24 protein-coding genes are annotated in these 24,493 nt (G+C 73.0%); 10 read left to right on the forward strand and 14 right to left on the reverse strand.

Features of this window, described 5'->3' with window-relative positions:
* The first annotated feature begins 216 nt into the window (after positions 1-216).
* From AC5L35_RS31495 to AC5L35_RS31505, 3 genes are read left to right on the forward strand one after another with little or no spacing between them, the layout of a single operon-like run.
* Entirely contained in the window at positions 217-1,551 is a 1,335-nt protein-coding gene (locus AC5L35_RS31495; protein WP_495063481.1) for a hypothetical protein, read from the forward strand.
* Positions 1,552-1,569: 18 nt separating this feature from the next.
* Positions 1,570-2,118 carry a GNAT family N-acetyltransferase gene (locus AC5L35_RS31500; protein WP_495063374.1) on the forward strand — a complete coding sequence of 183 codons (549 nt, stop codon included), beginning with the start codon at positions 1,570-1,572 and terminating at the stop codon, positions 2,116-2,118.
* Positions 2,119-2,170: 52 nt separating this feature from the next.
* Positions 2,171-2,932: a 3-hydroxyacyl-CoA dehydrogenase gene (locus AC5L35_RS31505; protein WP_495063375.1), complete on the forward strand. Its 762-nt coding sequence runs from the start codon at positions 2,171-2,173 to the stop codon at positions 2,930-2,932.
* Between the two features lie 57 nt (positions 2,933-2,989).
* Here the strand turns inward: AC5L35_RS31505 and AC5L35_RS31510 are convergent, their stop codons facing one another.
* The 3 genes from AC5L35_RS31510 to AC5L35_RS31520 all read right to left on the reverse strand — a co-directional run bounded on the left by AC5L35_RS31510 (position 2,990) and on the right by AC5L35_RS31520 (position 4,911).
* Positions 2,990-3,367, reverse strand: a complete 378-nt coding sequence (locus AC5L35_RS31510; protein ID WP_495063376.1) for a nuclear transport factor 2 family protein — start codon at positions 3,365-3,367, stop codon at positions 2,990-2,992.
* A gap of 93 nt (positions 3,368-3,460) precedes the next feature.
* Positions 3,461-4,513: a DUF3047 domain-containing protein gene (locus tag AC5L35_RS31515; protein ID WP_495063377.1), complete on the reverse strand. Its 1,053-nt coding sequence runs from the start codon at positions 4,511-4,513 to the stop codon at positions 3,461-3,463.
* 59 nt (positions 4,514-4,572) lie between these two features.
* On the reverse strand, positions 4,573-4,911 hold the full coding sequence (locus tag AC5L35_RS31520) for a histone-like nucleoid-structuring protein Lsr2 (protein WP_495063378.1): 339 nt from the start codon (positions 4,909-4,911) through the stop codon (positions 4,573-4,575).
* A gap of 284 nt (positions 4,912-5,195) precedes the next feature.
* Here AC5L35_RS31520 and AC5L35_RS31525 point away from each other — a divergent pair, with 284 nt between their 5' ends.
* Positions 5,196-5,939, forward strand: a complete 744-nt coding sequence (locus tag AC5L35_RS31525; RefSeq protein ID WP_495063482.1) for an enoyl-CoA hydratase-related protein — start codon at positions 5,196-5,198, stop codon at positions 5,937-5,939.
* A 637-nt stretch (positions 5,940-6,576) separates the two neighbouring features.
* On the opposite strand, the gene AC5L35_RS31530 is transcribed toward AC5L35_RS31525, so the two are convergent.
* Positions 6,577-7,329 (reverse strand): hypothetical protein, encoded by a 753-nt coding sequence (locus tag AC5L35_RS31530; RefSeq protein WP_495063379.1) that lies wholly within the window; start codon positions 7,327-7,329, stop codon positions 6,577-6,579.
* 19 nt (positions 7,330-7,348) lie between these two features.
* On the opposite strand from AC5L35_RS31530, the gene AC5L35_RS31535 reads away from it, so the two are divergent.
* Complete coding sequence (locus tag AC5L35_RS31535; protein ID WP_495063380.1) at positions 7,349-7,525, forward strand: hypothetical protein; 177 nt, start codon at positions 7,349-7,351, stop codon at positions 7,523-7,525.
* A 9-nt stretch (positions 7,526-7,534) separates the two neighbouring features.
* Here AC5L35_RS31535 and AC5L35_RS31540 read toward each other — a convergent pair whose 3' ends face one another.
* Complete coding sequence (locus tag AC5L35_RS31540; RefSeq protein ID WP_495063381.1) at positions 7,535-8,326, reverse strand: META domain-containing protein; 792 nt, start codon at positions 8,324-8,326, stop codon at positions 7,535-7,537.
* A gap of 67 nt (positions 8,327-8,393) precedes the next feature.
* Here AC5L35_RS31540 and AC5L35_RS31545 point away from each other — a divergent pair, with 67 nt between their 5' ends.
* Positions 8,394-9,365: an aldo/keto reductase gene (locus AC5L35_RS31545; RefSeq protein ID WP_495063483.1), complete on the forward strand. Its 972-nt coding sequence runs from the start codon at positions 8,394-8,396 to the stop codon at positions 9,363-9,365.
* Positions 9,366-9,554: 189 nt separating this feature from the next.
* Here AC5L35_RS31545 and AC5L35_RS31550 read toward each other — a convergent pair whose 3' ends face one another.
* Complete coding sequence (locus tag AC5L35_RS31550) at positions 9,555-10,841, reverse strand: acyl-CoA dehydrogenase family protein (protein WP_495063382.1); 1,287 nt, start codon at positions 10,839-10,841, stop codon at positions 9,555-9,557.
* Between the two features lie 158 nt (positions 10,842-10,999).
* On the opposite strand from AC5L35_RS31550, the gene AC5L35_RS31555 reads away from it, so the two are divergent.
* A complete protein-coding gene (locus AC5L35_RS31555) occupies positions 11,000-12,532 on the forward strand; it encodes an AMP-binding protein (protein WP_495063383.1) in 1,533 nt (510 codons plus the stop codon).
* A gap of 21 nt (positions 12,533-12,553) precedes the next feature.
* Here the strand turns inward: AC5L35_RS31555 and AC5L35_RS31560 are convergent, their stop codons facing one another.
* The 4 genes from AC5L35_RS31560 to tatA are packed head-to-tail and all read right to left on the reverse strand — an operon-like array spanning position 12,554 to position 14,103.
* Positions 12,554-13,207, reverse strand: a complete 654-nt coding sequence (locus tag AC5L35_RS31560; protein WP_495063384.1) for a DUF4383 domain-containing protein — start codon at positions 13,205-13,207, stop codon at positions 12,554-12,556.
* A 56-nt stretch (positions 13,208-13,263) separates the two neighbouring features.
* Positions 13,264-13,458: a hypothetical protein gene (locus tag AC5L35_RS31565; RefSeq protein WP_495063385.1), complete on the reverse strand. Its 195-nt coding sequence runs from the start codon at positions 13,456-13,458 to the stop codon at positions 13,264-13,266.
* Between the two features lie 20 nt (positions 13,459-13,478).
* On the reverse strand, positions 13,479-13,868 hold the full coding sequence (locus tag AC5L35_RS31570) for an ArsR/SmtB family transcription factor (protein ID WP_495063386.1): 390 nt from the start codon (positions 13,866-13,868) through the stop codon (positions 13,479-13,481).
* A gap of 37 nt (positions 13,869-13,905) precedes the next feature.
* A complete protein-coding gene (gene tatA, locus AC5L35_RS31575; protein ID WP_495063387.1) occupies positions 13,906-14,103 on the reverse strand; it encodes a Sec-independent protein translocase subunit TatA in 198 nt (65 codons plus the stop codon).
* Between the two features lie 266 nt (positions 14,104-14,369).
* Here tatA and AC5L35_RS31580 point away from each other — a divergent pair, with 266 nt between their 5' ends.
* On the forward strand, positions 14,370-16,406 hold the full coding sequence (locus AC5L35_RS31580) for a transglycosylase domain-containing protein (RefSeq protein WP_495063484.1): 2,037 nt from the start codon (positions 14,370-14,372) through the stop codon (positions 16,404-16,406).
* Between the two features lie 60 nt (positions 16,407-16,466).
* Positions 16,467-16,799 carry a DUF3817 domain-containing protein gene (locus tag AC5L35_RS31585; protein WP_433272697.1) on the forward strand — a complete coding sequence of 111 codons (333 nt, stop codon included), beginning with the start codon at positions 16,467-16,469 and terminating at the stop codon, positions 16,797-16,799.
* A gap of 16 nt (positions 16,800-16,815) precedes the next feature.
* Here the strand turns inward: AC5L35_RS31585 and AC5L35_RS31590 are convergent, their stop codons facing one another.
* Positions 16,816-17,736: a TIGR03854 family LLM class F420-dependent oxidoreductase gene (locus tag AC5L35_RS31590; RefSeq protein ID WP_495063388.1), complete on the reverse strand. Its 921-nt coding sequence runs from the start codon at positions 17,734-17,736 to the stop codon at positions 16,816-16,818.
* A 108-nt stretch (positions 17,737-17,844) separates the two neighbouring features.
* Positions 17,845-19,035, reverse strand: coding sequence for a trans-sulfuration enzyme family protein (locus AC5L35_RS31595; protein ID WP_495063389.1), 1,191 nt, complete (start codon positions 19,033-19,035; stop codon positions 17,845-17,847).
* Between the two features lie 64 nt (positions 19,036-19,099).
* On the opposite strand from AC5L35_RS31595, the gene AC5L35_RS31600 reads away from it, so the two are divergent.
* Positions 19,100-20,401, forward strand: a complete 1,302-nt coding sequence (locus AC5L35_RS31600) for an amidase (protein ID WP_495063390.1) — start codon at positions 19,100-19,102, stop codon at positions 20,399-20,401.
* A gap of 69 nt (positions 20,402-20,470) precedes the next feature.
* On the opposite strand, the gene AC5L35_RS31605 is transcribed toward AC5L35_RS31600, so the two are convergent.
* On the reverse strand, positions 20,471-21,322 hold the full coding sequence (locus AC5L35_RS31605) for an SWIM zinc finger family protein (protein ID WP_495063391.1): 852 nt from the start codon (positions 21,320-21,322) through the stop codon (positions 20,471-20,473).
* A complete protein-coding gene (locus AC5L35_RS31610) occupies positions 21,315-24,473 on the reverse strand; it encodes an SNF2-related protein (RefSeq protein ID WP_495063392.1) in 3,159 nt (1,052 codons plus the stop codon). The genes AC5L35_RS31605 and AC5L35_RS31610 overlap by 8 nt, the downstream gene beginning before the upstream one ends.
* Positions 24,474-24,493: the final 20 nt, after the last annotated feature.

Here is a 24,493-nt window from a genome sequence, read left to right on the forward strand (position 1 = left end):
ACCCCCCGCCGCCGAATAACGCACCCCCCACCCCCACCCCACCCCCCCAGCCCCGCGAGTCGCCCGCATTGCGTCCGCGAGTCGCCCGTTTCGCGTGCGCGAGTCGCCCGGACCCGGAGCAGGGGCCGCACCGACCGGTCCTTACCGGCTGCGAACGGGCGGCGTCGGGGGGCGCCTCGGGCCGGGTGGGTCCGGCATCCTGTCCGCGTGACGCGCATGCTCCCGGACACGCGGATCCGGCGAGCCGGGCTGTCGTTCGACCTCGCCGCGGTGGGGGCGGGTGCGGCGCTCGTCGTGGCCGCCGCGCTCGTGGGGTGGCAACTCCTGCGCGACGGGGTCGACATCTTCCTCGGCTTCCCGCCGCTGCTCGCGAGCTGGGCACCGCACGTCGGCCCGGGCACACCGGTCGCGATCGTCGTCGGCGTGCTCGTGGCGGCGCGCGGCCCGGCCGTCGCACAGCGGCTCGCCTGGCGCCCCCTGTTGCTCCTCGCGTGGGCCGCGTCCGTGGTCTGGACGCTCGGGCTGGCGCTCGTCGACGGGTGGGCCGTCGGTGTGGCGGGGCGGCTCACCACCGACCAGGAGTACCTGTACGACGTCCCGAAGGTCACCGACATCCCGGCGATGCTGCGGACGTTCACCGACTTCATCCTCACCGACCAGCCCGTGCACTGGACCACGCACGTCGGGGCGCACCCGCCCGGTGTGTTCCTGCTGTTCGTGTGGCTGGACCGGATCGGGCTGGGCGGCGGCGGGCCGGCCGGGATCGCCGTGATCCTGGTCGGGGCGTCGGCCTGCGCGGCAGTCGCTGTGACCCTGCGGGCGCTGGGCGCGGAGGACGTGGCCCGGTCGGCCCTGCCGTTCGGCGTGCTGTTCCCCGGTGCCGTGTGGGTGGGGGTGTCCGCGGACGGGATGTTCGCCGGCGTGCTGGCCTGGGGCGTGGCCCTGCTGGCGGTCGGCGCGACCCGCCGGGGCCTGCGGGCCGACGTCGCGGCCGTGGCCGGGGGTCTGCTGCTGGGGTTCGTCCTCTACCTCTCCTACGGACTCGTGCTGGGCGGGCTGCTCGCGCTGGCCGTGCTGGTGGTGACCCGGCGGTGGCGCGCCGCCGTGCTGGCCACCGCGGGAGTGCTGGTCGTGGTCGCCGCGTTCACCGCCGCGGGCTTCTGGTGGTTCACGGGACTGCACCTGCTGCGGATCATCTACGCGGCGAGCGCCGCCGCCGGTCGCCCCTACGAGTACTTCGTGTGGGCCAACCTCGCCGCGCTGGTGTTGGCCACCGGCCCCGCGGTCCTCGCCGGGCTGCGCAGGCTCGCCGCCTCGCCCCGGTCGCTGCCGGTCGCACCGGCCCTGCTGGTCGCCGCCGCGGTCGTCGCGGCGCTCGCGGCCGATGCGTCCGGGCTCAGCAAGGCGGAGGTCGAGCGGATCTGGCTGCCGTTCGGGGTGTGGATGGTGGTGGGGTGCGCGCTGCTGCCGCCCCGGCACGTGCGCTGGTGGCTGGTGGCCCAGGCGGTGCTGACGCTGCTGGTCAACCATCTACTGCTCACGGTGTGGTGACACCGGCAGAATCGACGTGTGCTGACCGCGGCGGACGAGCTCACCTCGGGCGCCGTCGTGCTGCGACGCTGGCAACGCGCCGACGCCGAGGTCCTGTACCGCGTGGTGAGCGAGTCGCTGGAGCACCTCTCCCCGTGGATGGCCTGGGCCGCCCGTGGCTACTCGACGGCTGACGCGGTGGCCTACCTGGCCCGGACCGATGAGCAGTGGGGCATCGACTACGACTACGCCATCGTCGCTCCCGGGGCGGCGGTGGCGGGCAGTTGTTCGATGATGAGCCGGATCGGTCAGGGGGGCTTCGAGATCGGCTACTGGGTCCACCCTGCGCACGTCGGGCGGGGGTACGCCACGGCCGCTGCCGCCGCGCTGACGGCGGAGGCGTTCCGCATCGGCGCCGACCGGGTCGAGATCGTGCACGACCTCGCCAACGTCGCCAGTGGCGCGATCCCGAGGCGCCTGGGCTTCGACGAGGTCGACCGGCGACCGCCGCAGGACGAGCGCAGCGCCGCGGAGGTGGGTGTCGAGGTGGTGTGGCGCCTCCTGGCCCCCGGTGCCGCGGTGGTATGACAACACCACCAGATCAACAGTCAGTTGTGACGGTTGGACGGAGGCAGGATCTGTGGAGATCACCGACGGCGTCGCCGTGGTCACCGGGGGCGCGTCCGGGCTCGGGCTCGCCACCGTAGAGGCGCTCGTGGCGGCAGGTGCGAAGGTCGTGATCCTCGACCTGCCGAGCTCGCCGGGAGAGGAACGGGCCGCGGAGCTCGGCGATGCGGTGCGGTTCGCGGCAGGCGACGTCCGCAGCGAGAGCGACGTGGCGGCCGCGCTCGACGTCGCCGACGGGCTGGGCCCGCTGCGGGTGGCCGTCAACTGCGCCGGCACCGGCAACGCGATCCGGGTGATCGGCCGGAAGGGTGTGTTCCCGCTCGCCGACTTCACCCGCATCATCGAGATCAACCTGATCGGGACGTTCAACGTGCTGCGGCTAGCCGCCGAGCGGATGGTGGCGCACGAGCCGGTGGGGGAGGAGCGCGGTGTCATCATCAACACCGCCTCGGCTGCCGCCTTCGACGGCCAGATCGGCCAGGCGGCCTACTCCGCGTCGAAGGGCGGAGTGGTGGGCATGACGCTCCCGATCGCCCGCGATCTCGCCTCGAGCTACATCCGGGTGGTCACCATCGCGCCGGGCCTGTTTGACACGCCGCTGCTGGCGGGCCTGCCGGAGGAGGCGAGGACGTCGCTCGGCGTGCAGGTGCCGCACCCGGCCCGGCTGGGCCGCCCGGCCGAGTTCGGGGCGCTCGCCGCGCACATCGTGGCCAACCCCATGCTCAACGGCGAGGTGATCCGGCTCGACGGCGCGATCCGGATGGGCCCGCGCTGACGGTGGGCCGGCGCCGAGGCAGGCGCCGGCCCCGCCGGTCGGAGCACGCCGGTCCGGTCAGACGGTGGCCGGGACCCGGTCCAGGAAGCCGTGCACGGTGGTGATCCGCCCGTCGGCGGCGACGGCCACCACGTCGAAGCCGATCACGAGCGGCTCGGCGCCCGCCGGGCCGAGGCCCCAGCGGAACCGGCACACGTCGTGGTGGCGGTCGACGTCGCCGACCGCCCGGAACTCCATGCCCGGGAACTGCTGCTGCGCACCGGCGATCAGTGCGTCCAGCCCGTCGGTGCCTGCTACGTCGGCCAGCGGGTCGACGTAGCGCACGTCAGGCGTGAACACGGCCTCGACGGCGGCACGGCGGACGGCCGGATCGGTCTCGTTCCAGGCCGCCAGGTAGTTCTGGACGAGCGTGTCGGGTGTGGGGGTGGTGGACATCGGGGCCTCCGGGGCTCACGGGTGGACGGTGACAGGACGACCTTCGCCCGGCCGCGGGTGCCCGGTCGATCACCTCGGAGGTAAGGCCCGAGGTCACAGCACCTGGATGCGCCTGCCGCGACTGTGCAGGACGATGTCGCGGAACGTCGCCCGGCCGGTGCCGTGGCCGAAGTGGCTCACCGCCACCAGCTGCAGTGATCGGATGCGCGCCGGCGCCGGGCCGACGAAGCGTTCGTGGTCGGCACGCACGTCGCGGCACTCGCGCCGCCACCGGCCGAGCCCGGCGGGCCCGCTGCGCACCGGGATGTGCGTCTCGCGCTCGGCCCGGCAGGGGACGGGGCAGCCGAAGGCGTCGGCCTCGGGCTGGAGCGCGGTGCTCCAGAACCAGTTGAGGCTGGGTGCGGGCGCGGCGGGGGCCGGCGCTGCGGGCGTGAACACCGCGGTGATCCCGAGGAGGTCGTGCGTCCAGGTCGTGTTCTCCGCCGCGGCCCCGGGCAGCGCCTCGACCCGCCAGCTCCATTCGATGGTGGTGTCGCCGTGCAGGGCCACGTCGACGTCCTTCTCGAGGACGCCCGCCGCGTTGTCGCAGACGACGTCGATCGCCGGCCTGCCGTCGGTGACGGCGTGCCGGTAGATGTCGCCCGGGCCGGGGGCCAGCAGGTAGGACCAGCCGGCGGGCGGCACCACGGGGTCGAGCAGCCTGCGCCGTTCGGCTGCGGCGAGCTGCGGGTCGGCGGCGGTGGGCCGCAGCGCCGCCAGCCCGTCGACCGGGTCGACGCCCCGCGGCCAGTGGAGCACCGTGACCGCCAGCGACCCGCGTTGCCGCCCCGAGAAGTCGTCGGCACAGGCGTTCGTGACGCGCGTGCCCGACCGGTCCGCCCAGGCGCCCAGGGAGACGCACAACTCCAGGGTGCCCGAGCTGTCGACGACGACGGTGGTGGTGTCCTGGGTGCAGCCGAAGATCTCCCCGCCGGGGACGCGGCCCCACAGGTGGTACTTCGGGCCGCCCCAGTGGGTCGGCGACCAGCTGATGCGACCCGAGCCGAGCAGCGTGACGCGGTCGCCGCGGCCCACCTCGATGCCGGTGCCCGTCCAGGAGGGGGAATCGCCCGGCAGCACCAGGTGCACCGCCGCCGGTTCGATCATCGCCCTACTGTGGCAGATCGCCCGGCGCGGCGGGCCCCATCAGCTGTTCCGTGAGAGCGTCAGTGGCTCTGGTGGTACGCCTCGAGCACGTTGGACGGGATGCGGCCCCGCTCCGAGATCTTCATCCCCTGCGCCTGAGCCCATTCCCGAATGGCCTGGTTCTGCTCGCGGTCGGTGCTGGGACGAGCGGTAGCGACGGCGGTGGCGCCCGAACGACGACGGCCGCCGGTACGGCGGGCAGCGGAAATGAAGGGCTCGAGGGCCGTGCGCAATCTGGCACCATTGGCTGCCGAGAGGTCGATCTCGTAGGCCTTCCCGTCCATCGCGAACTCGATCTGCTCCTCCGCCTCGCTGCCATCGAGGTCGTCGACGAGGGTGACCGTTGTCTGCTTCGCCATGTGCGCTGCCTTTCAGGGGCTCCGGGTACGCCGGGACGCCCTCGCTGTGGTACGAGGGTTCCACGGTTCCGAACAGGGGTGGGTGGCAATTGCGAGACGATAATAAAGGAGTGAGGTGCCCATTGTCGATCGGGGTCGGACGGATCCGTGCCGCCCGGGCCGACCCGCTGCCCCCGGTGGCCCCGGCCATTCCGACCGAATGGGATCGCCGATGCGGGAAAAGAGCCGGTCAGGCCACTAGGTGACGCTGGGCGCGCTCGGCCGACTAGGCTCGAACCGTGGGTGTGACGGTCGAACGACGCGGGCGAATCCTGCTGGTCCGGATGGAGCGCCCGGCCAAGCGCAACGCGATCGACGAGGGTATGACCGCTGCTCTGGACGCCGCCTTGAACGAGTTGGACGATGATCCAGAGCTGTGGGCCGGTGTGCTCGCCGGAACCCCGTTGGCATTCTCGGCGGGCACCGACCTGACCGATGGCGCGGGTCCCCCCACCGAAAGAGGAGGCAACTACGGCGTGGCCCGGCGCGATCGGCACACGCCGTTGGTGGCTGCCGTCGAGGGAATCGCCTACGGAGGCGGGTTCGAGCTCGTACTGGCCTGCGATCTCGTGGTGGCCGCACGGACTGCGCGGTTCGCGCTTCCGGAGACCGCACGTGGGCTGATCGCGAACTGCGGTGCCCTTTTCCGGGCGCAGCGGGCGCTGCCGCGCAACATCGCCACCGAGATGTTGTTGACGGGCGAGCCGTTGGACGCCGAGCGTGCATGGACGCTCGGCCTGGTCAATGCGCTGGTAGAGCCGGGGGAGGCGGAGGAAGCGGCGCTGGCTCTCGCGGAGCGCGTCTGTGCCAATGCGCCGGTGGCGCAGAGCGCCACGCTGGGTGCGATGGCCGAGGTGGTGGCCGACGAGGACGCTCGCGGTTGGGCTGCCACGGAACGGGCCCAGATTGCGGTGAACGAGTCGCAGGATGCCGCCGAAGGGGTGGCGGCCTTCCGTGAGAAGCGTCCCCCGCGCTGGAACGGCCGATGACTCCACCGCAAATAATCGCTCGCCATGGAGCGGTGTCACGAGGACGATGTTGGTCTTGACTCGACCGTCCCGAGTTGACGGTCGGGCGGTGCCACGTCGGCGCCGCGCCCAGTTGTGCCAAGGCTTGTGATCCGGTCTTGTGGACGTGATCCAGCCCGATGTGGCTCCGAGATGTGACGCATGTGGCTCCCGAGATGTGACACGGCCGTTGTGATGTCCGGGCTGCGCGGCATCCGCGGTGGGTCGGCCGTCCGGGACGACCATTGAGTCGTGCCCGTCCGGCCGCGAACCGTTGTCGGCGTGCGTTCATCGAAACGGTGCGTTTCGATGAAGCCCGACGCGTGGGGTTTGCCACAGCGGATTCACAACTTCTCCGATGGATGGCACCGATCGATGAGACAGAACGGTCTCGCCGGTGGTGGCCCATCGGTCCCACCGGTTACGCACGCGATCAGCTGGGCGCGGTCGATGCGGCGCGGCTGCCGGTGTGCAGTAGGGCCGGCCCGGAATGGCAGGCGTCGGCGCTGATAGCGGCGTCGGTATGGGCGGGGGAATGGCACCGCGGAAGGGGGCCGCCGGAAGTGCCGGTGTCTCGCCGTTCGCCGCCACGGGGCCGGCACAGCGGGAGCAGGCGGATTCAGGCGCCTGCCCGGTGTCGCCGGAGCCGCAGCGCCGGGCGCCACGCCGCCCGGCGGGCCGGCGCGGCCGCGGCGCGGGACGGCGAAGGAGCGGGTGGGAGCGTCACCGCGATCTCCCCGCCCAGCTGGAAACCTGGCGCGAGGTCCAGCTCGTCGCCGCTCCAGAAGCGCCCCGGGTCGTACCAGCTGGGGCTGTGGTGCTCGGCGAGCAGACCCATCTCCTCGTAGGTGACCGCCACGACCTCGGCGCAGTAGGCCGTCTCCGGGCCCGGCGCCGGTTCCGCCCTGCTGTCGCCGTGGCCACCGCCGGGGCGACGCAGTGTGGGCAGCCGGCCCCGGAGCCAGCGACCGGCCAGGCGGGCGGTGGAGGGGAACGGGGTGCCGTCGAGCCGAGCCACCGTGCGCAGCGCCGCGTCCTCCATCTCCCGGCTGAGCGGCCCGTCCAGCTGCCGCAACCAGGCCCGCTGGTCGTAGCGGTGCCCCCACTGCAGCACCGCGTCGCGCAGGTCGTGCAGCTGGACGCCGCGCTGGTGCGTGCCCGACCACAGGTCGGGAAGCGACCGTCCCAGCTCGGCGTGCCACATGAGGGGCGGCAGGTCGTCCACGACCAGTGCCATGCCGACGTGGTTGACCGGGGCGTTCGTGATGCCGCGGATGGCCCGGTCGGCCGGGCTGCTGCCACGGAAGATCCAGACGTCGCCGGTACGGGCCTGCTCGCACGCCCGGTCGAGGGTGATCACGCTGGCCGGCACGGCCGGTAGGTTAACCGCCATGCGCTGGTGGAAGTGGGTGGGGCTCGCCGGCCTCGCGGGAGTGGCGGCGACCGGGGCCGTCACGGTCCGCGCCGAGCGGCGCAGGCGGTCCTACACGCCGGAGGAGATCCGGGGCCGGCTCCACGATCGGGTGGCCGAGGCCGCCGCGGCAGGCGCCCGCCGCGAGCCCGGCTGACTCCGGCGATCAGGGCCGGATCAGCCGGCCGAGCTCGCGCCCGTCCACGTCGAACAGCACGAGCGTCGCGCCGTCGAACCCCGCCCGCGCCGACCTCGCCAGCCAGCCGGGGACGCCGGCCATGCCGTCGCAGCCCCTCAGTGCCATCGGGCCGCCCGTGGCCAGCAGAATGCCGCCCGGACCGCTCACCCACCGGCCGGCGCCGGTGTTGCAGCCGTCCGAGCCGGTCCAGGAGCCCTCCGCCGCCAGGTCGACGTGCGGTGGCTCCGGCGCTCGGGCCGCTTGTTCGCGGTCGGTGATCTCCCAGCGCCCGAGCAGCCGGGACCGCTCGTGCGGCGCCACCCCGGCCGGCAACGGTGCTGCCGGGCCGAAGTGTCCGGCGGGCCCTCCGGGGGGAGACGGTGGGCCGGCCTGTGGTGACAGCCGCGCCGTCGGCTCGCCGGCGGCGTCGAGCAGCACGAGATCGGAGCCCGCGCGCGTGACGGCGGTGGCCGCCTCCAGCCACGGCGGCGTGGACAGGTCGGGCGGCCACTCACCGCGCGCGGTGGACACGTGCGCCACGAACAGCCCGGACGAGTCGGCGCGCCAGCCGCCGTACCGGACGTCGCGGCCGGAGCTCACCTCGAACCGGTTGCTGTCGATGACGAGCACTGCATCCGCGGTTCCGGTGCCGCTCACCGACCAGCTGCCGACCAGCTCCGCGACGTCCACGGGTCCACCTCCTCCCGCCGGGACCACCGGCTGCCCGCAGGCGGTCACCGCCACGAACGCCAGCCCGACCACGATCCGTACGGGGCGCATGCCGTGAGGACGGAGCCGAGCGGGTCCCCGGTTGCACCGAGCCTAGGCTCGGTATGTGGAGAAGCGAATGGCGAAACGGCTGGGACGTGAGGTAGGGGTCGTCGGGCTGGGGTGTTGGCAGCTCGGCTCGGACTGGGGGCAGGTGGACGAGTCCGACGCCCTCGCGGTGCTGCACGGCGCCGTCGACACGGGCGTCACCTTCCTCGACACCGCCGACGTCTACGGCGACGGCCGCAGCGAGACGCTCGTCGGCCGGTTCCTGCGTGAGCGGGGCGACGCGCAGCTGACGGTGGCCACGAAGATGGGCAGGCGCGCCGACCAGGTGCCGGAGAACTACACGCGGGAGAACTTCCGGGCCTGGAACGACCGCTCCCGGGCCAACCTCGGCGTCGACACGCTGGACCTCGTGCAGCTGCACTGCCCGCCCACTCCCGTCTACTCCCGCGACGAGGTCTACGACGCGCTCGACGAGCTGGTGGCCGACAAGCGCATCGCGGCGTACGGCGTGAGCGTCGAGCGGGTGGACGAGGCGCTCACCGCGATCGCCCGGCCCGGTGTGGCGAGCGTGCAGATCATCCTCAACGCCCTGCGGCAGAAGCCGCTCGAGCAGGTGCTGCCCGCGGCCGCCGAGGCCGGGGTCGCGATCATCGCCAGGGTGCCGCTCGCGTCCGGTCTGCTCTCGGGGCGCTACACCGCGTCCACCACCTTCGGCCCCGACGACCACCGCACCTACAACCGGCACGGCGAGGCCTTCGACGTGGGCGAGACGTTCGCCGGCGTGCCGTTCGAGGTGGGCCTGGAGGCCGTCGAGCGGCTGCGGGCGCTGGTGCCGGCGGAGGCGACGATGGCGCAGTTCGCACTGCGCTGGATCGTCGACCTGCCCCAGGTCACCGTGGTGATCCCGGGCGCCCGCAACGCCGAGCAGGCCCGGGGGAACGCCGCAGCCGCCGACCTCGCCCCGCTGGGGGAGCAGGTGCACGCCGCGGTCCGCGAGGTCTACGACGAGCTGGTCCACCCGCACGTGCACGACCGCTGGTAGGCCGGTAGATCGGCAACCACGCCCGGGCATCGGGTTCCTCCCGATGCCCGGGCGCCGACCAGCGCGGAACGGGCGACTCGCGCGCGTGGATCAGGCGACTCGCGCGTCCGGATCAGGCGACTCGCGGGCGCGGGACGGGCGACTCGCGGGCGCGTTTCGGGCGACTCGCGGGGGGCGGGGGGCGGGGGGCTAGAGGTTCGCGGTGGCGCCCTCCAGGTACTCCGCGAACTTCTTCCGGGCGGCCTCGGTGCGGGTGGGGATGTGCTCGGTGGGGACCTCGGCCGGGGTGTAGCCGCGCAGGATCCGGCGGGCCACGGTGGTCTTGTGCACCTCGTCGGGGCCGTCGTAGATCCGGGCCGCGCGGGCGGCCCGGTACATGGACTCGAGCGGCAGGTCGCCCGAGAACCCCAGTGAGCCGTGCGCCTGGATCGCCCGGTCGATCACGTCGTGGAGAACCTTCGCGCCCCAGTACTTGATCATGGCGATCTCGACGCGAGCGTTGGCCGCACCGACCTGGTCCATCGTCCAGGCGGCGTGCAGCGTCATGAGCCGGGCCGCCTGCATCTCGGCGGCCGACGTGGCCACCCAGTCCTGCACCATCTGCTTATCGGCCAGCACCGACCCGTGGGTGTAGCGGCTGACGGCCCGCTCGCACAGCATGTCGAACGCCCGCTTCGACTGTCCGAGCCAGCGCATCGCGTGGTGGATCCGGCCGGGACCGAGCCGCTGCTGGGCGAGCCGGAAGCCGTCACCGGGGCTGCCGACGAGGTTCTCCTTCGGCACGCGCACGTCGGTGTAGAGGATCTCGGCGTGGCCGCCGTAGAGCGCCCCGCCGATCGTGGGGTGGTCCATCACCGGGATGTCCCGCAGGATCTGCACCCCGGGTGTGTCCACGGGCACGACGAACATCGACGACCCCTGGTAGGCGGACACGTCCGGATCGGTCACGGCCATGACGATCAGGAAGTCGGCGTGGGAGGCGTTCGACGAGAACCACTTGTGGCCGTTGATCACGTACTCGTCCCCGTCGAGCACGGCGCGCGTGGACAGCAGTGTCGGGTCCGCTCCCGCGCCGGGCTCGGTCATCGAGAAGCTGCTGCGCACCTCCCCGCGCAGCAGCGGGTACATGAAGCGTTCCTTCTGCTCCGGGGTGCCGCCGATGGCGAGCAGCTCCGCGTTGCCGGAGTCGGGAGCCTGGTTGCCGAAGATGCCCGGCGCGTACCGGCACTGTCCGAGGATCTCGTGCATCAGCCCGAGCCTGACCTGCCCGAACCCGCCGCCGCCGAGCTCGGGAGGCAGGTGTGCCGCCCACAGCCCGCGCTCCTTCACCTGCTCCTTGAGCGGGGCGGTGATCCGGGCGAACGTCGCGCGGTCCAGGTCGAGGGTCTCCAACGGGATGATCTCCGTGCGGACGAACTCGCGCATCCACTCGAGCTGCGTCTCGAACTCGGGTTCCGTCGAGAAGTCCCACGCCATGGTCCGTGCCTCCGCATCGTCGCCGGGACCGGCTCGATCCCTGCGGCCCATCGTGCCCCGGAGATCGGCTCGACGACAGCGCTGCCGACCTCCCGGCCGTCCCTACCCGCCGGGGTCAGGGAGTGCGGACCTCGTGCCGGGCAGGAGATGCTGACGGCGTGGACCTCTCGTTCGAGCCCCTGACACCGGTGTCGTACCTCGATCGGGCCGCAGCCGCACACGGCGACCGCACCGCGGTGGTCGACGGCGAGCAGCGATGGACCTACGCGGAGCTGCACCGGCGCTGCCGGCAGCTCGCGGGTGTGCTGGCCCCGCTCGCCGGGGGCCGTCCGGTGGCGGTGCTGGCGCCGAACACGCACGTGCTGCTCGAGGCGCATTTCGGGGTCCCGTGGGCGGGGGTCCCGCTGGTCGCGCTGAACACCAGGCTGGCGGCGGCGGAGGTGGCCTACATCCTGGAGCACTCCCAGGCCGGGGTGCTCGTCCACGACCCGATGTTCGACGACCTGGTCGCCGACGTGGTGGGCAGGCTCGACAGCGCCGGGACCACGCCGCCGGTGCGGGTGCGGGTGGGGGAGCAGTACGAGGAGCTCCTGGCCGCGGCCGTCCCGCAGTCGGTGACACCCGCCGACGAGCGGTCGCTGCTCTCGATCAACTACACCTCGGGGACGACCGGGCGGCCCAAGGGCGTGATGTACCACCACCGCGGGGCCTACCTGCAGGCACTGGCGATGGTCGGGCACACCGGGCTCTCGCCGTCGGCGGTGCACCTCTGGACGCTGCCGATGTTCCACTGCAACGGCTGGTGCTTCCCGTGGGCGGTCACCGCGGCGGGCGCCACGCACGTCTGCCTGCCGAAGGTGGACCCCACGCAGGTGTGGCGGCTCATCCGGGAGGAGGGGGTCACCCACCTCAACGGGGCGCCCACCGTGCTCTCGATGCTCGCGTACGCGCCGGAGGCGGCCCCGCTCGACGGCCCGCCGGTGCGGGTGGCCACCGGTGGCGCCCCACCGAGCCCGACGATCCTGCGGCGGATGGGGGAGCTGGGCTTCGACGTCACCCATCTCTACGGGCTGACCGAGACGTTCGGGCCGGTGATGATCTGCGACTGGCGCCCGGAGTGGAACGACCTCGGCGCCGCGGAGCAGGCCCGGCTGAAGGCGCGCCAGGGCGTGGCGAACATGATCTCGTGCCGGGCGCGCGTGGTGGACGCGGACGTCCCGGCGGACGCCACGACGGTGGGCGAGATCGCCCTGCGCGGCAACAACGTGATGCTCGGCTACCTGCACGACCCGGAGGCCACGGCCGCGGCGGCGCCGGACGGCTGGTTCCGCACCGGGGACCTCGGCGTGCTGCATCCCGACGGGTACGTGGAGCTGCGTGACCGGAGCAAGGACGTGATCATCTCCGGCGGGGAGAACATCGCGTCCGTCGAGGTGGAGCAGGCGATCGCGGAGCACGCGGCGGTGCGGGAGGTCGCGGTGGTCGCGGCGCCGGACGAGCGGTGGGGCGAGGTGCCGGTCGCCTACGTCACGCTGCAGGAGGGTGCGAGCGTCACCGAGGTCGAGATCATCGACCACGTGAAGGGGCGACTGGCGCGGTTCAAGGCGCCGAAGCTCGTGATCTTCGGGGAGCTGCCCAAGACCTCCACCGGCAAGGTCCAGAAGTTCGTGCTGCGGGACCGGGCTCGCTGAGCTCGGGTGCTCCAGGGGCGCTCAGCGGGCGCTGGCACGCCAGGCCTGCACGCGGTCCTCGGCCCGCCGGGACTTCATCGCTGCCGCAACGCCGTCGGCCTGTGCCGGCGACGCCGCGTGCTGGGCGACGGCCCGCTCGGCCTCGGCGAGCTCCCGTGCCGCGATCACGTCCTCCGCGTCGCGGAAGACGGTCGGCAGCGGGACGTCCTCGGCGTCGTGGGTGCCGTGACGTTCCGCCCGGTACTGGTTGTCCTCCGGCAGGCCGCCGGTGAACCTCCCGTACGCGCCGAGGAACAGCAGGAGCGCGCCCGCGACCAGGCTGAAGATCACGTTGGACATCCGGAACGCGAGCAGGTTGAACGGCGTGCCGAGCACGAGCACGTTGAGGAGCCCGGACAGGACGAACAGGGTGCCCACCGTGACGGTCACGGTGGAAGCGGTGCGCCCGCCGCGCACGGCCGCCGCGATCAGGATCCCGCCCACGACCAGCGAGATCACCGACAGCAGGCCGTTGGACGAGAGACCGAGTACGGGGGCACCGGTGAGGGAGAACGGGTCGAGCCGGTTCACCAGGCCGAGGATGCCGAAGACCCACAGGCCCAGGCCGAACAACACCGCGCCCACGCGGTGCACGGTGTCGAGACGACTGTGGGAATCGCGCCACACCTTGTTCATGGAGTCATGGTGAACCTGGTCATCGGCATGCGCGAGTCGATCTGGACCAGAATGGCTCAGTGGCGGGCGCGGCTGCGGACCGTGCGGGACAGCAGCGCGATCCCGCCGATCAGCAGGACGAGCCCGATGATGAGCCACAGCCGGGAGCCGGTCATGAAGCTACCGAGGAGCAGGTCGGCCCCCTGCAACGTCCACACCGCCCCGAAGAAGATCATGAGCACGCCGAGCACACCGGGGATCCATCGGGTCATGAGCTCGATCGTCCTCCTGATCAGCCAGTATGGGTGACCGGACAGGTGTTGCCCGGCTCACGGTGGCTGCGCCGGGACGAAGCAGGTCGAGCAGGTCCGGCTGCGTCGTCACCGCGTTCCTCCTCGGCGACCGCCAGGACGTCGGCCGGCCGGGCGTCCCACAGGTCCGCCACGAACGCGCGAAGCTCGGCGAGCGCGTCGGGCCGGGCGCGGTAGAAGCGACGCGTGCCGTCGCGACGTTCGACGAGCAGTCCGGCGCCGCGCAACACCCGCAGGTGTTGCGACACCGTGGGGCGTGCGACGTCGGGGAACTGCTCGGCGATGGCACCGGCAGGCAGTTCCCCGTCGCGCACGAGCCTCAGGATGTCGCGCCTGCGCGGTTCGACGAGGGCTTCGAGGACGGCCTGCATCCGAGGGGGGTGGACCACCACGTACGTCGGTGTCCGGCTACTCCTTCTCCTCGCCTGCGACAGGCCGTCCGGGCTCGGGGTCGGTGGCCGGGGTGGTGCCGGCCCGCAGCTCGGCCTGGAGGATCCGCGCCGACCGGCCCAGCCCGCGCGCCGCCTCGGGCAGCTTCTTGGCGCCGAACAGCAGAACCAACACGCCGATCACGATGAGCCAGTGCCAGGGGCTGAGCTCGCCCATTTCTCCACCTTTCGCTGTGCCGTCTTCTCGGCACGATTATTGCGTCGTCTTCCGCGGTGTCGTCCTCTGCTCTACCGGGGACCTCTCGAGTGTGCCCCTGTCGGGAAGTCCAGGAATATCCCGGAGCGGCAATCGGTGAATGGTCCGCAACGGGTGGGTGATCCTGTTTCTGAGGTCCATGCCGCGCTGTCCCAACTCTGCGCGGCCGGTATCGCCCCTGGTAGATGTGGTGCGTGAGTGTTCCCCGCAAGAGCGCGCGTTTGGCAGTGTTGGGCGTGGTGGCGGCCGTGGTACTGGCCGTGATGTCCTTTCCCGTGGTCGGTGGCATCGGCCTGCTGGCCGCCCAGGTCAGTAGCGGATCGGTCAATGTCGCGCCGGCGGCGCTGCTCGCCGGAAACACTCCCGATGTCACCACGGTGACCGATTCGACCGGAAAACCCATCGCGTACCTCTACGACCAGTTCCGCCTCCCCGCCACGAGTGCGCAGATCTCACCGGCGATGAAGGCGGCGATCGTCGCCATCGAGGACCGGCGCTTCTTCGAGCACGGCGGCGTGGACCCGGTCGGCACGGTCCGCGCCCTGGTCAACGACGCCGGAGGCGGCGCGCAGCAGGGCGGGTCCACACTCACGCAGCAGTACGTGAAGAACTACGAGTTGTACGTCGCGGCCACCACCGACGCACAGCGCCAAGCGGCCATCGCCCCCAGCCTCGCGCGCAAGATCCACGAGGCCGAGCTCGCGGTGCAGCTCGACAACGAGCTGAGCAAGGACGAGATCCTCACCCGCTACCTCAACATCGTCTACTTCGGACACGGTGCCTATGGCGTCGCGGCTGCGGCGCAGGTGTACTTCGGCACCACCGCCTCGCAGCTGACGATCCCCGAGGCGGCCCTGCTCGCCGGGATGGTGCAGAGCCCCACCCAGTACGACCCGGTGCAGCACCCCGACGCCGCCACGGCGCGGCGCAACGTGGTGATCCAGCAGATGCACCAGCTCGGCTCGATCAACGACGCCGACACGGCAGCCGCCACCGCGTCCACGCTCGGTGTCTCCCCCACCTCGGACGTGCCGGACGAGGGCTGCACCGCCGCGGGTGACGCGGGCTACTTCTGCGCCTATGTGGTGCGGTACCTGAAGCAGGCCGGCTTCACGTCCGAGCAGCTCGCGTCCGGCGGCTACACGGTGCGCACCACGCTCGACCCCGTCGCGCTGGCCAAGGCCAAGGCCGCGGTGGACAGCCAGGTGCCGCCGACGACGCCGCACGTCGCCGACGTGCTCTCGTTCGTGCAGCCGGGGCAGACCCAGCACCGGATCACGGCGATGGTGGCGAACCGCACCTACGGCAACGGCCCCGGCCAGTCCAGCTACGGATTGCCCTTCCAGCCCGAGAACCTCGGTGCCGGATCGGTGTACAAGATCTTCACCGCGGCCACGGCGATGGAGCAGGGCCTCATCGGGATCGACTCGGTGATCGACGTCCCGCCGAGCGGCTACGTCTCCCCGATCTACAAGGACGGGTCGGGACACGCCATCCCGGTGCACAACGCCGAGGAGACCCTCGCCCCGCAGCTGACGCTCACCAAGGCGCTCGCCGAGTCGCCGAACACCGCCTTCGTGAAGCTGGAGGAGAGCACGGGCGTCGCGCCCATCGTCGACATGGCGCTGCGGCTCGGCATGACCTCGCTCAACGACCCGGTGAGCGACGAGCCGGGCGCGCTGTCGATCGCCGACACCGTGAAGGCGGAGAAGCAGGCGTCCTTCACGCTCGGCGTGACCCCGACCAGTGACCTGGAGCTGGCCAACGTCGACGCGACGCTGCAGAGCCACGGCATGTGGTGCCCGCCCACGCCGATCGACTCCGTGACCGACGAGAACGGGAACCCGGTTCCGATCAAGGAGCAGGCGTGCAACCAGGCGGTGGCTCCCGCACTGGCCGACACCCTCGCCAACGGTCTCAGCCAGGACGACGGGCCCGGCGGCACGTCGGCCGCTGCCGCCTCGGCGGAGGACTGGCACCGGCCGACCTCGGCGAAGACGGGAACCACGCAGATCTTCCAGTCCGCGGCGTTCGTCGGCGCCACGCCGCAGCTCGCGGGCGCGGCCATCGTGTTCGACGACTCCAGGAACCCGCGGCCGATCTGTGACGGGTCGCCGCCCAGCACCTGCTCCAGCGGCACGCTCTTCGGCGGCGGCGCGCCGGCCCGCACGTTCTACGAGGCGGCGAACGACATCCTCGCCGGCACCCCGGTTGTGCCGCTGGCGACACCGGCACCGGAGTACCTGAGGGGGCGGAACTCGTAGGCCGGGTTACCTTCGACACCCGGTAGAAGCAGTGGGTCGACCGTCGGGCAGAGTGGAGGCATGGCAGCCTTCTCCTCCCCGACCACGGGCGCCCTCGTCTTCCGCGCCATCGCGATCGCCGAGGCCTGCTCCTGGGCCGGGTTGCTGATCGGGATGTTCTTCAAGTACGTCGTGGTGCGCGACGACATCGGGGTCACCGTGTTCGGGCCGATCCACGGGGTGCTCTTCCTGGCCTACGTCGTGATCACCCTGATGGTGGCGCGCGAGTTCCGGTGGAGCGCATCGACCACCGCGCTGGCGCTGGTGGCGAGCATCCCGCCGCTCGCCACCCTGTGGTTCGAGCGGCGCGCCCGGCGCAACGGGCAGCTGTCCGTCCCGCTCGCGGCGGAGTAGCCGGGCGGGTCGACGCTCAGGAGCTGAGCTCGGCCTCCAGGCCGCCGAGCTCGCTGCTGAACTGGTCGAGGAACCCGCGCCACGACCCGATCGGCACCGCGGGGCGGATCACGAACTTCGTCAGCCCGACCTCGACGAACCGGCGCACCTGCTCGCGGGCCTCGTCCCAGCCACGGGGCACCAGCAGTGCCGGGTCGATGTCGGACCGGCGCCGCGCCACCCGGTCGAGTGCCGCGTCGACGTCGGAGTCGGCGGCGCCGGGCGGGATCACGGCGATGTTCGTGCCGTAGTGGTCCTGCTCGATCTCCCGGCCCGCTTCCCCGGCGGCCCGCTCGATCTCGGCCCGCGCGTCCCCGGCCTCCGGCGGGGTGACGACGCTGCCGAGCCAGCCGTCGGCGAGCCGTCCGATCCGCCGCAGCCCGGCGGGGGCGCGGCCGCCCAGCCACAGGTCCAGCGGGCGGGGAGGCAACGGGGCCACGGACGCGTCCTCCAGCTCGAAGAAGCGCCCGTGGTGGGTGACGCGGGGCTCGCTGAGCAGTCGGCGCACGACCGTGAGCGCCTCATCGAACAGGGCGGCCCTGGCGCCGTCGGGCACCGGGTAGAGGCCGCGGTCGGCCGGGGTGGCCGACCGCACCCCGAACGCCGGCAGGATCCGCCGGGGAGCGAGCGCGGCCAGCGACGCCAGCTGGGCGGCGACGAGGGCGGGGTTGCGCCCGGGGAGCACCAGTACGCCGGTGCCCAGCTTGAGGTTGCGGGAACGACCCGCGGCGAAGGCCATGCCCACGACGGGGTCGATCGTCGGGGCGGACGCCGTGTCGGCGAGCCACAGCGAGTCGATGCCGCGCTTCTCGAGCTCGTCGATGAGCTCGGCGAGCTCGGGACCGGGACCCGGCCCGGAGGCGAGTGGCAGTGACCCGATCCCGATGCGCACCTTCACGGCCCCGACGTTACGCGCGCCTTCTGCGTGCTCTGCGCCCGCCGCGACATGGTCACCTGTCGCTGTCCGAAGCCCCCGCCGAACAGCGACATGTCTCCATGTCGCGGGTCAGGTCGCGAGCGTGTCGAGGGCCTGGGCCAGGTCGGACGTCAGGTCGCGGGGGTCCTCCAGGCCCACCGAGAAGCGCAGGTGGCCGTAGCGGCGGAACTCCTCGGGGTAGTGGCTCGACCGCTCGTCGTCGCCTGCGACGTGCACGATCAGGGACTCGTCGTGCCCGAGCGAGACCGCGGAGGTGATCAGCCGCAGCGCGGCGACGAACCTGTTCTGCGCCGCGGCGTCGCCCCGCACGGCGAACGCGAGCATCCCGCCGAACCCACCGTCGAGCGTCCGGGCGGCCAGCGCGTGCTGCGGGTGGGACGGCAGGCCCGGGTAGGCCACGTAGGCCACTCGCGGGTCGTCGGCGAGGAACCGGGCCACCGCCATCGCCCCCGCGCAGTGAGCCCGCATCCGCATCGGGAGGGTCACCGAGCCCCGCATGATCAGCCAGGCGTTGAACGGGCTGATCACCCCGCCCACGTTGACCATCGCCTCGCGGCGGACGTCCTCGACGAGCGCCGTGCCCGCCTCGCCGCCGCCGATGACCGCGCCCCCCATCGCGTCGCCGTGGCCGTTGATGTACTTCGTGAGGGAGTGCACGACGACGTCGGCGCCCAGCGCGAGCGGGCGCTGCAGCACCGGCGTGGCGAACGTCGCGTCCACCGACAACAGCGCCCCGGCGGCGTGCGCGACCTCGGCGACCGCGGCCACGTCGGTGATCCGGGTGGTCGGGTTGGCCGGGGTCTCGACGTGCACCAGGCGCGTCTCGGGCCGGATCGCCGCCGCCACGGCGGCGGGGTCGGAGGAGTCGACCAGCGTGGCCGTGATCCCGTACTTCGCCGGCAACAGCTCCGTGAGCAGCCGGTAGGTGCCCACGTAGGTGGTGTCGGAGCTGACCACGTGGTCGCCCGAGCGCAGCGCGGCGAAGAACACCGCGTGCTGCGCGGCCATCCCGCTGGCGAGCGCCACCGCCGCCGTGCCGCCGTCGAGCGCGGCGAGCTTCTCCTCCAGCCAGCCCTGGTTGGCGCCGCCGTTGCGGGTGTAGAGCGGCGTGCCGGTGCCGGACCAGCTCAGCTCGGACGGGTCGTCGGGCAGGGCATAGGAGTTGGCCATGACGAGCGGACGGCGGATCGCTCCGGTGCCGGCGTCGACGGCGTTGCCGGCATGGACGGCGAGCGTGGCGAGGTGCGGGATGTCGGACACCCTGCATTCGTACCGCGCCCGAGTCGAACCGGGCGCATGCCGCCCACGTACGTCAGGTCATGTCATGGTGAGTACCGCTGTAGGGGTGGCCAGTGCGGTGCGGGCGGGGTCGCTCGATCCCGTGCGGGTCACCGAGGACGTGCTGGCGCGGATCCTGGCAGGTGACGCCGCGATCGGCGCGTTCCGGCGCGTCCGGGCAGAGGAGGCGGTGACCGAGGCGCGTGCGGTGGGGGAGCGGCCCGACCTCGCGGACCTCCCGCTGGCCGGGGTGCCGATCGCCGTCAAGGACGTCACGGCCGTCGCCGGTGAGTACGTGGGATGGGGTTCGCAGGCGGGGTCGCGGCAGCCCGCGGCCGCCGACGGCGAGATCGCCGCCCGGCTGCGCGCCGCCGGTGCCGTGATGGTCGGGGTGACCCACGTCCCCGAGCTGTGTCACTGGCCGATGACCGACACTCCCGACGCGATCACCCGCAACCCCGTGGTGCCGGCGTACACGGCCGGTGGATCGTCGGGAGACAGCGCGGCGGCCGTCGCGGCCGGCATGGTGCCGGTGGCCCACGGCACCGACGCGCTCGGCTCGATCCGCGGGCCCGCTGCGGTGTGCGGGCTGGTCGGATTCATGCCCGGCAGGGGTGTGGTCGCCGCGTCGGACACCCACCTCTTCTGCGGCCTGTACACCCACGGGGTGCTCACGACGACCGCCGCTGACGCGGCCCTGGTGCTCTCCGTGCTCGCCCAGCGGCCCGCACTGGCGCAGCTCACGGAGCCGGGCACGCTGCGGGTGGCCGTGTCCACCCAGGTCCCGGGTGGGGGTGCGGCACCGGACGAGCTGACCGCCGTGGCCACCCAGGTGGCGCAGCTGCTCGGCACGGCAGGCCACACGGTCCGGGAGGCCACCCCGTCGTACGGATCGGGACAGCTGAACGCCACCGCCGCCCGCTGGTTCGCAGGTCCGTCGGAGCACGCGGAGGAGTTCGACCGCAAGCTGCTCCAGCGGCGCACCCGCACCCACGCGCGGATCGGGCGTGTCGTGCGCAGGGCCGGGCTGGTCCGCGAGAGCGCCCGCCAGGAATGGACGGCCCGCGCGCGGGAGTTCTTCACCGAGCACGACGTGCTGGTCCTGCCCATGCTCCAGGCGATGCCCGCGAAGGCGGAGATGTGGCACCGCAGGTCGTGGCTCGCGAACTTCCCCCAGGCACTGCACAGCGCGTTCGTCACCCCGTGGAACCTCGCGGGCTTCCCGGCGATGTCCGTGCCCGCCGGGGTGCACCCCACCGGCCTGCCGGTCGGCGTGCAGGTGGTGGCCCCGCCAGGGGGTGAGGCGCGGCTGCTCGGCATCGCCGCACAGCTGGAGTCGCTCCGCTGACGCTGCTTGCTCCCCGCGAGATGGACACCAGAGTGCCTGATCGCGTCCGAAACCACGCTGGTGTCGATCTCACCGCCCGTGGACGCCCGGTGTGCTGTCCTCCCCGGCGAGGGCGCGGTAGGCCGGGCGCAGCAGGTCGGCGACCCGCTCGCCGCGCACGTCGACGGCGAACTCGGGCGCCTGGTCGAGCACCGCGTCGGGTGGGGTGCGGGGCCCGGTCAGCCGCTCCGGGAGCCCCGGCCCCGCGCTCCAGTACTCGTGCATGACGTCGGCGAGCGCCGGCACACCGTCGGCCGGTCCGGCCGGCGCCGCGGCGGCGCGGCGGGTGCGGAGGTCCTCCAGGAGCATCTCGCGGTCGCGACCGCGCAGCGCGAGGATCTGGAAGGGATCGGTGTCGAACCGGTCGGCGAGCACGTAGAACACCGCGGCGAGGTGCTTGCAGGGGACGGCGTGGTCGGGGCAGCTGCAGTCCATCACGAGATCGCGGTTGCCGGCGGGGAAGAGCGAGAGCCCGACGGCCTCGAACACCGTCTCGATCTCGCGGGGCATCTCGCCTGCCAGCAGCGTGGCGGCGTACGACGCGTCGTCGGCGAGTGCCTGCGCCACCGCCGCCCACTCGGTCTTGCCGAAGGCCGGCACGCCGATCCGCACCCGGTACGGCTGGGGCCGGGAGCCCTGCACCTGGGCGACGGCCCCGCCCGCGTCGACGTCGAGGGAGATGATCTGGCCGGCCCGCGCGTAGCTGCGGCCCCGCGAGAGCCTGCCGCCGACGCCGAGTGACTCCAGCACGCCGAGGAACCGCTGCGACCACCAGGTGCGTGCCACCGGGCCGCGGGTGCTGTTGATCTGGATGCCCCCCTCGACCCGGCGCGGGCGTGCGGGTTCGGTGTCGCGCCACCAGAACGGATCGGGGTCAGGCATCGTCGGCCTCCTCCACCGTCTCCTCGAGCGCTTCCGAGCCCAGGGTGAACAGCTCGCGCAGCGAGTCGGTGGACAGCTCGGTGAGCCAGCCCTCCCCGTCGCCCACCACCATCTCCGACAGCGCCTTCTTCTTGGTGATCATGTCGTCGATGCGCTCCTCGACCGTGCCTGGGCACACGAACTTGCGCACCTGGACGTTGCGGCGCTGTCCGATGCGGAACGCGCGGTCGGTGGCCTGGTTCTCCACGGCGGGGTTCCACCAGCGGTCGAGGTGCACGACGTGGTTGGCGGCGGTGAGGGTGAGGCCGGTGCCGCCCGCCTTGAGCGAGAGCAGCATGACCGGCGGCCCCTCGCCCGCCTGGAAGCGCATGACCATCTCGTCGCGGCGCTTCTTGGGCGTGCCCCCGTGCAGGAACGCGACGTCGGTGTCGAAGCGGGCCGCCAGGTGCGGCACGAGCATGTGGCCGAACTCGGTGAACTGGGTGAAGCACAGCACGCGGTCACCCTCGTCGAGGATCTCGGCGAGGATCTCCTCCAGCCGGATGATCTTGCCGGAGCGCCTGCCGACCGGCGAACCGTCGTGGAGCAGCTGGGCCGGGTGGTTGCAGACCTGCTTGAGCTTCGCCATCGCGGCCAGCACGTTGCCGCGGCGCTCGATGCCGCGGGAGTCGGCGATCTTCTCCATCATGTCGTCGACGACCGTGCGGTAGAGCGAGGCCTGCTCGCGGGTGAGCCGGTAGTGCTGGGTGACCTCGATCTTGTCGGGCAGGTCGTCGATGATCGTCGGGTCGGTCTTCACCCGCCGCAGCAGGTACGGGCGCGTGACGCGGCGCAGCAACGCGGCGGCCTCGGTGTTGCCGTGGCGTTCCACGGGGATGGCGTAGCGGGCGCGGAACTTCTCGGCGGAGCCCAGCAGGCCGGGGTTGAGCACGTCCATGATCGACCACAGCTCGGCCAGCCGGTTCTCCACGGGCGTGCCGGTGAGCGCCACGCGGTGCTCGGCGTCGAACCGCCGCACGGCGCGTGCATGGGAGGCCCTGCTGTTCTTCACGGCCTGGGCCTCGTCGAGCACGAGCCGACGCCAGGCGACGGCGGCGAGCTCGTCGCCGTCGCGGGTGGCGGTGGCGTAGGTGGTGACCACGAGGTCGGCCTCGTGGATCTGCGCCTCGAGCTCCGCGCCGTGGCGGCGGCCGGGCCCGTGGTGGGCGAGCACCCGCAGGTCGGGGGCGAACCGGGCGGCCTCGCGCTGCCACGTGCCGACCAGCGACATCGGGCAGACGAGCAGGGTGGGGCCGCGCTCCTGCTGGGCGCGTTCGAGCGCCTCCAGGGCCAGCAGCTGCACCGTCTTGCCCAGGCCCATGTCGTCGGCGAGGCACGCCCCCAGCCCGAGCGTGGAGAGGAACGCGAGCCACGAGACGCCGCGCTGCTGGTAGGGCCGCAGCTGCGCGCGGAATCCGGCGGGCGGCTCGACCGGGGTGATCGTGCGTTCGACCTCGCCCGCGAGCAGCGCGCCGATCCAGCCGTCGGCGTGGATGGCGGTGACGGGCAGCGGTGCGCCGTGCTCCTCGTCGCTCTCCCAGTGGTGGTCGTCCCAGTCGTCGGGATGGCGCTGGGCGAGAGCGAGCACCTCTGCGGCGGTGGGCGCGCCGTCGGCGCGTCGCCTGCGGGCCCGGCGCAGGAACTCCAGGCCGGCGCGCAGCCGCTCGGCGTCGACGCTCACCCACCTACCCCGCAGCCGCACCAGGGGCGCCTTGGTGGCCACCAGGTCGGTGATCTCCTCCTCGGACAGCTCCTCGTCGCCCACCGCGATCGACCAGCGGAAGTCGGCCAGCTCCTCGCGGCCCAGCCCGCTGCGGGTGAGGACGCGGTCGGCCGGGGTGCTGCGCGCACTCAGCGTGAGCCCGACCCGGCGCGAGCCGTCCCACCCGGCCGGGAGCTGGACACCGAACCCGGCTTCGACGAGCAGCGCGGCCCCCGCGGTGAGGAAGTGGTGGGCGCCCGCGACGTCGAGGTCGAGCCCGGACGGCCGGGCCTGCCGCAGCGCGGGGGCGATCGCCGGGAGCACCAGCGAGGCGCGGCCGAGCTCGGCGAGCAGCAGCTCCTGCGGCTCCGCGATCAGCCGGGCGGCGCCGCCGGACCAGACCTGCTCGGCCGGGACGAGCAGGCTCGGGTCGGCGGTGGACTGCAGGAGGAAGTCGAGCACCCAACGCGTGCCGTCGCCGGTCTGGTCGAGCGTGTCGGGCTCTGGGTCGGCGGGGTCGTGCAGGGTGCTGATCTCGGTGAGCCGGAAGCACGCGCGGCCCTCACCGGTGGCCGTGGCGCCGAACTCGTCCCATTCCGCGACGGCGCCTGCGAGCGCGGCAAGCTCCGTGGCCGGCAGGCCGCGGTCGCCACCGAGCCGCCCGTCGGGCGTGAGCAGGGCGGCGAGCCACGACTCCGTGGCCAGGAGCTGCCGGGCCTCGCGGCCGGGTCGGGGTGGGAGCACCGTGACGGGCTCGGGTGCGCGGGCCAGCCGGTCGCGGACGGCGGCGTCGGTGAGCGCGTGCAGCGCGTCGCTGACGAGCGGGTGCGGGTCGGCCCCGGCCGGCCGGCCGCGTCCGGCGCCCACCGCCTCCGCGCGACCGACCGGCGGGAGAGCGGCCACCAGCGCGTCGAACGTGACGGCGTCGAGGCCCTGGACGAGCGGGCGCCACCGGGCGAACGCGTGCGGACCCTGCCGGACCAGGGTGGGCAACACCCGGCCGCGCGCGGCGAGATCGGCCGCCAGCTCCGCCACGGCGCGCAGGTGGGCCACCGAGGAGCCGTAGCGCACCTCGTCGGCGGGGTCGTCCAGCTCCGCGACGTCGACGGCCAGCGCGGGCACCGACCACGCCCGCAGCACCGGGCCGCCCCGCGGCGGGGTGCCGCCGCGGCCGCCGCTGCGCACCAGTTCCGGCGACGCGAGCGGGCCGCCGGGCCGGGAGGGCAGCAGCAGCGTGACGGTGGCGGGCTTGCCCGGGTGGAGCGCGGTGAGTGCCGACGACGGCGCCGCGAACGGGTGGGGGCGCGCGGACCGCAGCGACCGGCTCGACGAGGTGGTGGGACGCGCGCCGTCCTCGGCCCAGAGCAGGACCCCGCGGCCGGGGGACCAGAGGGCGTGGACGGCGAGCACGCGTCAAGGCTACGGAGACC

The organism is Pseudonocardia sp. OZ21 (genome assembly GCF_059359135.1).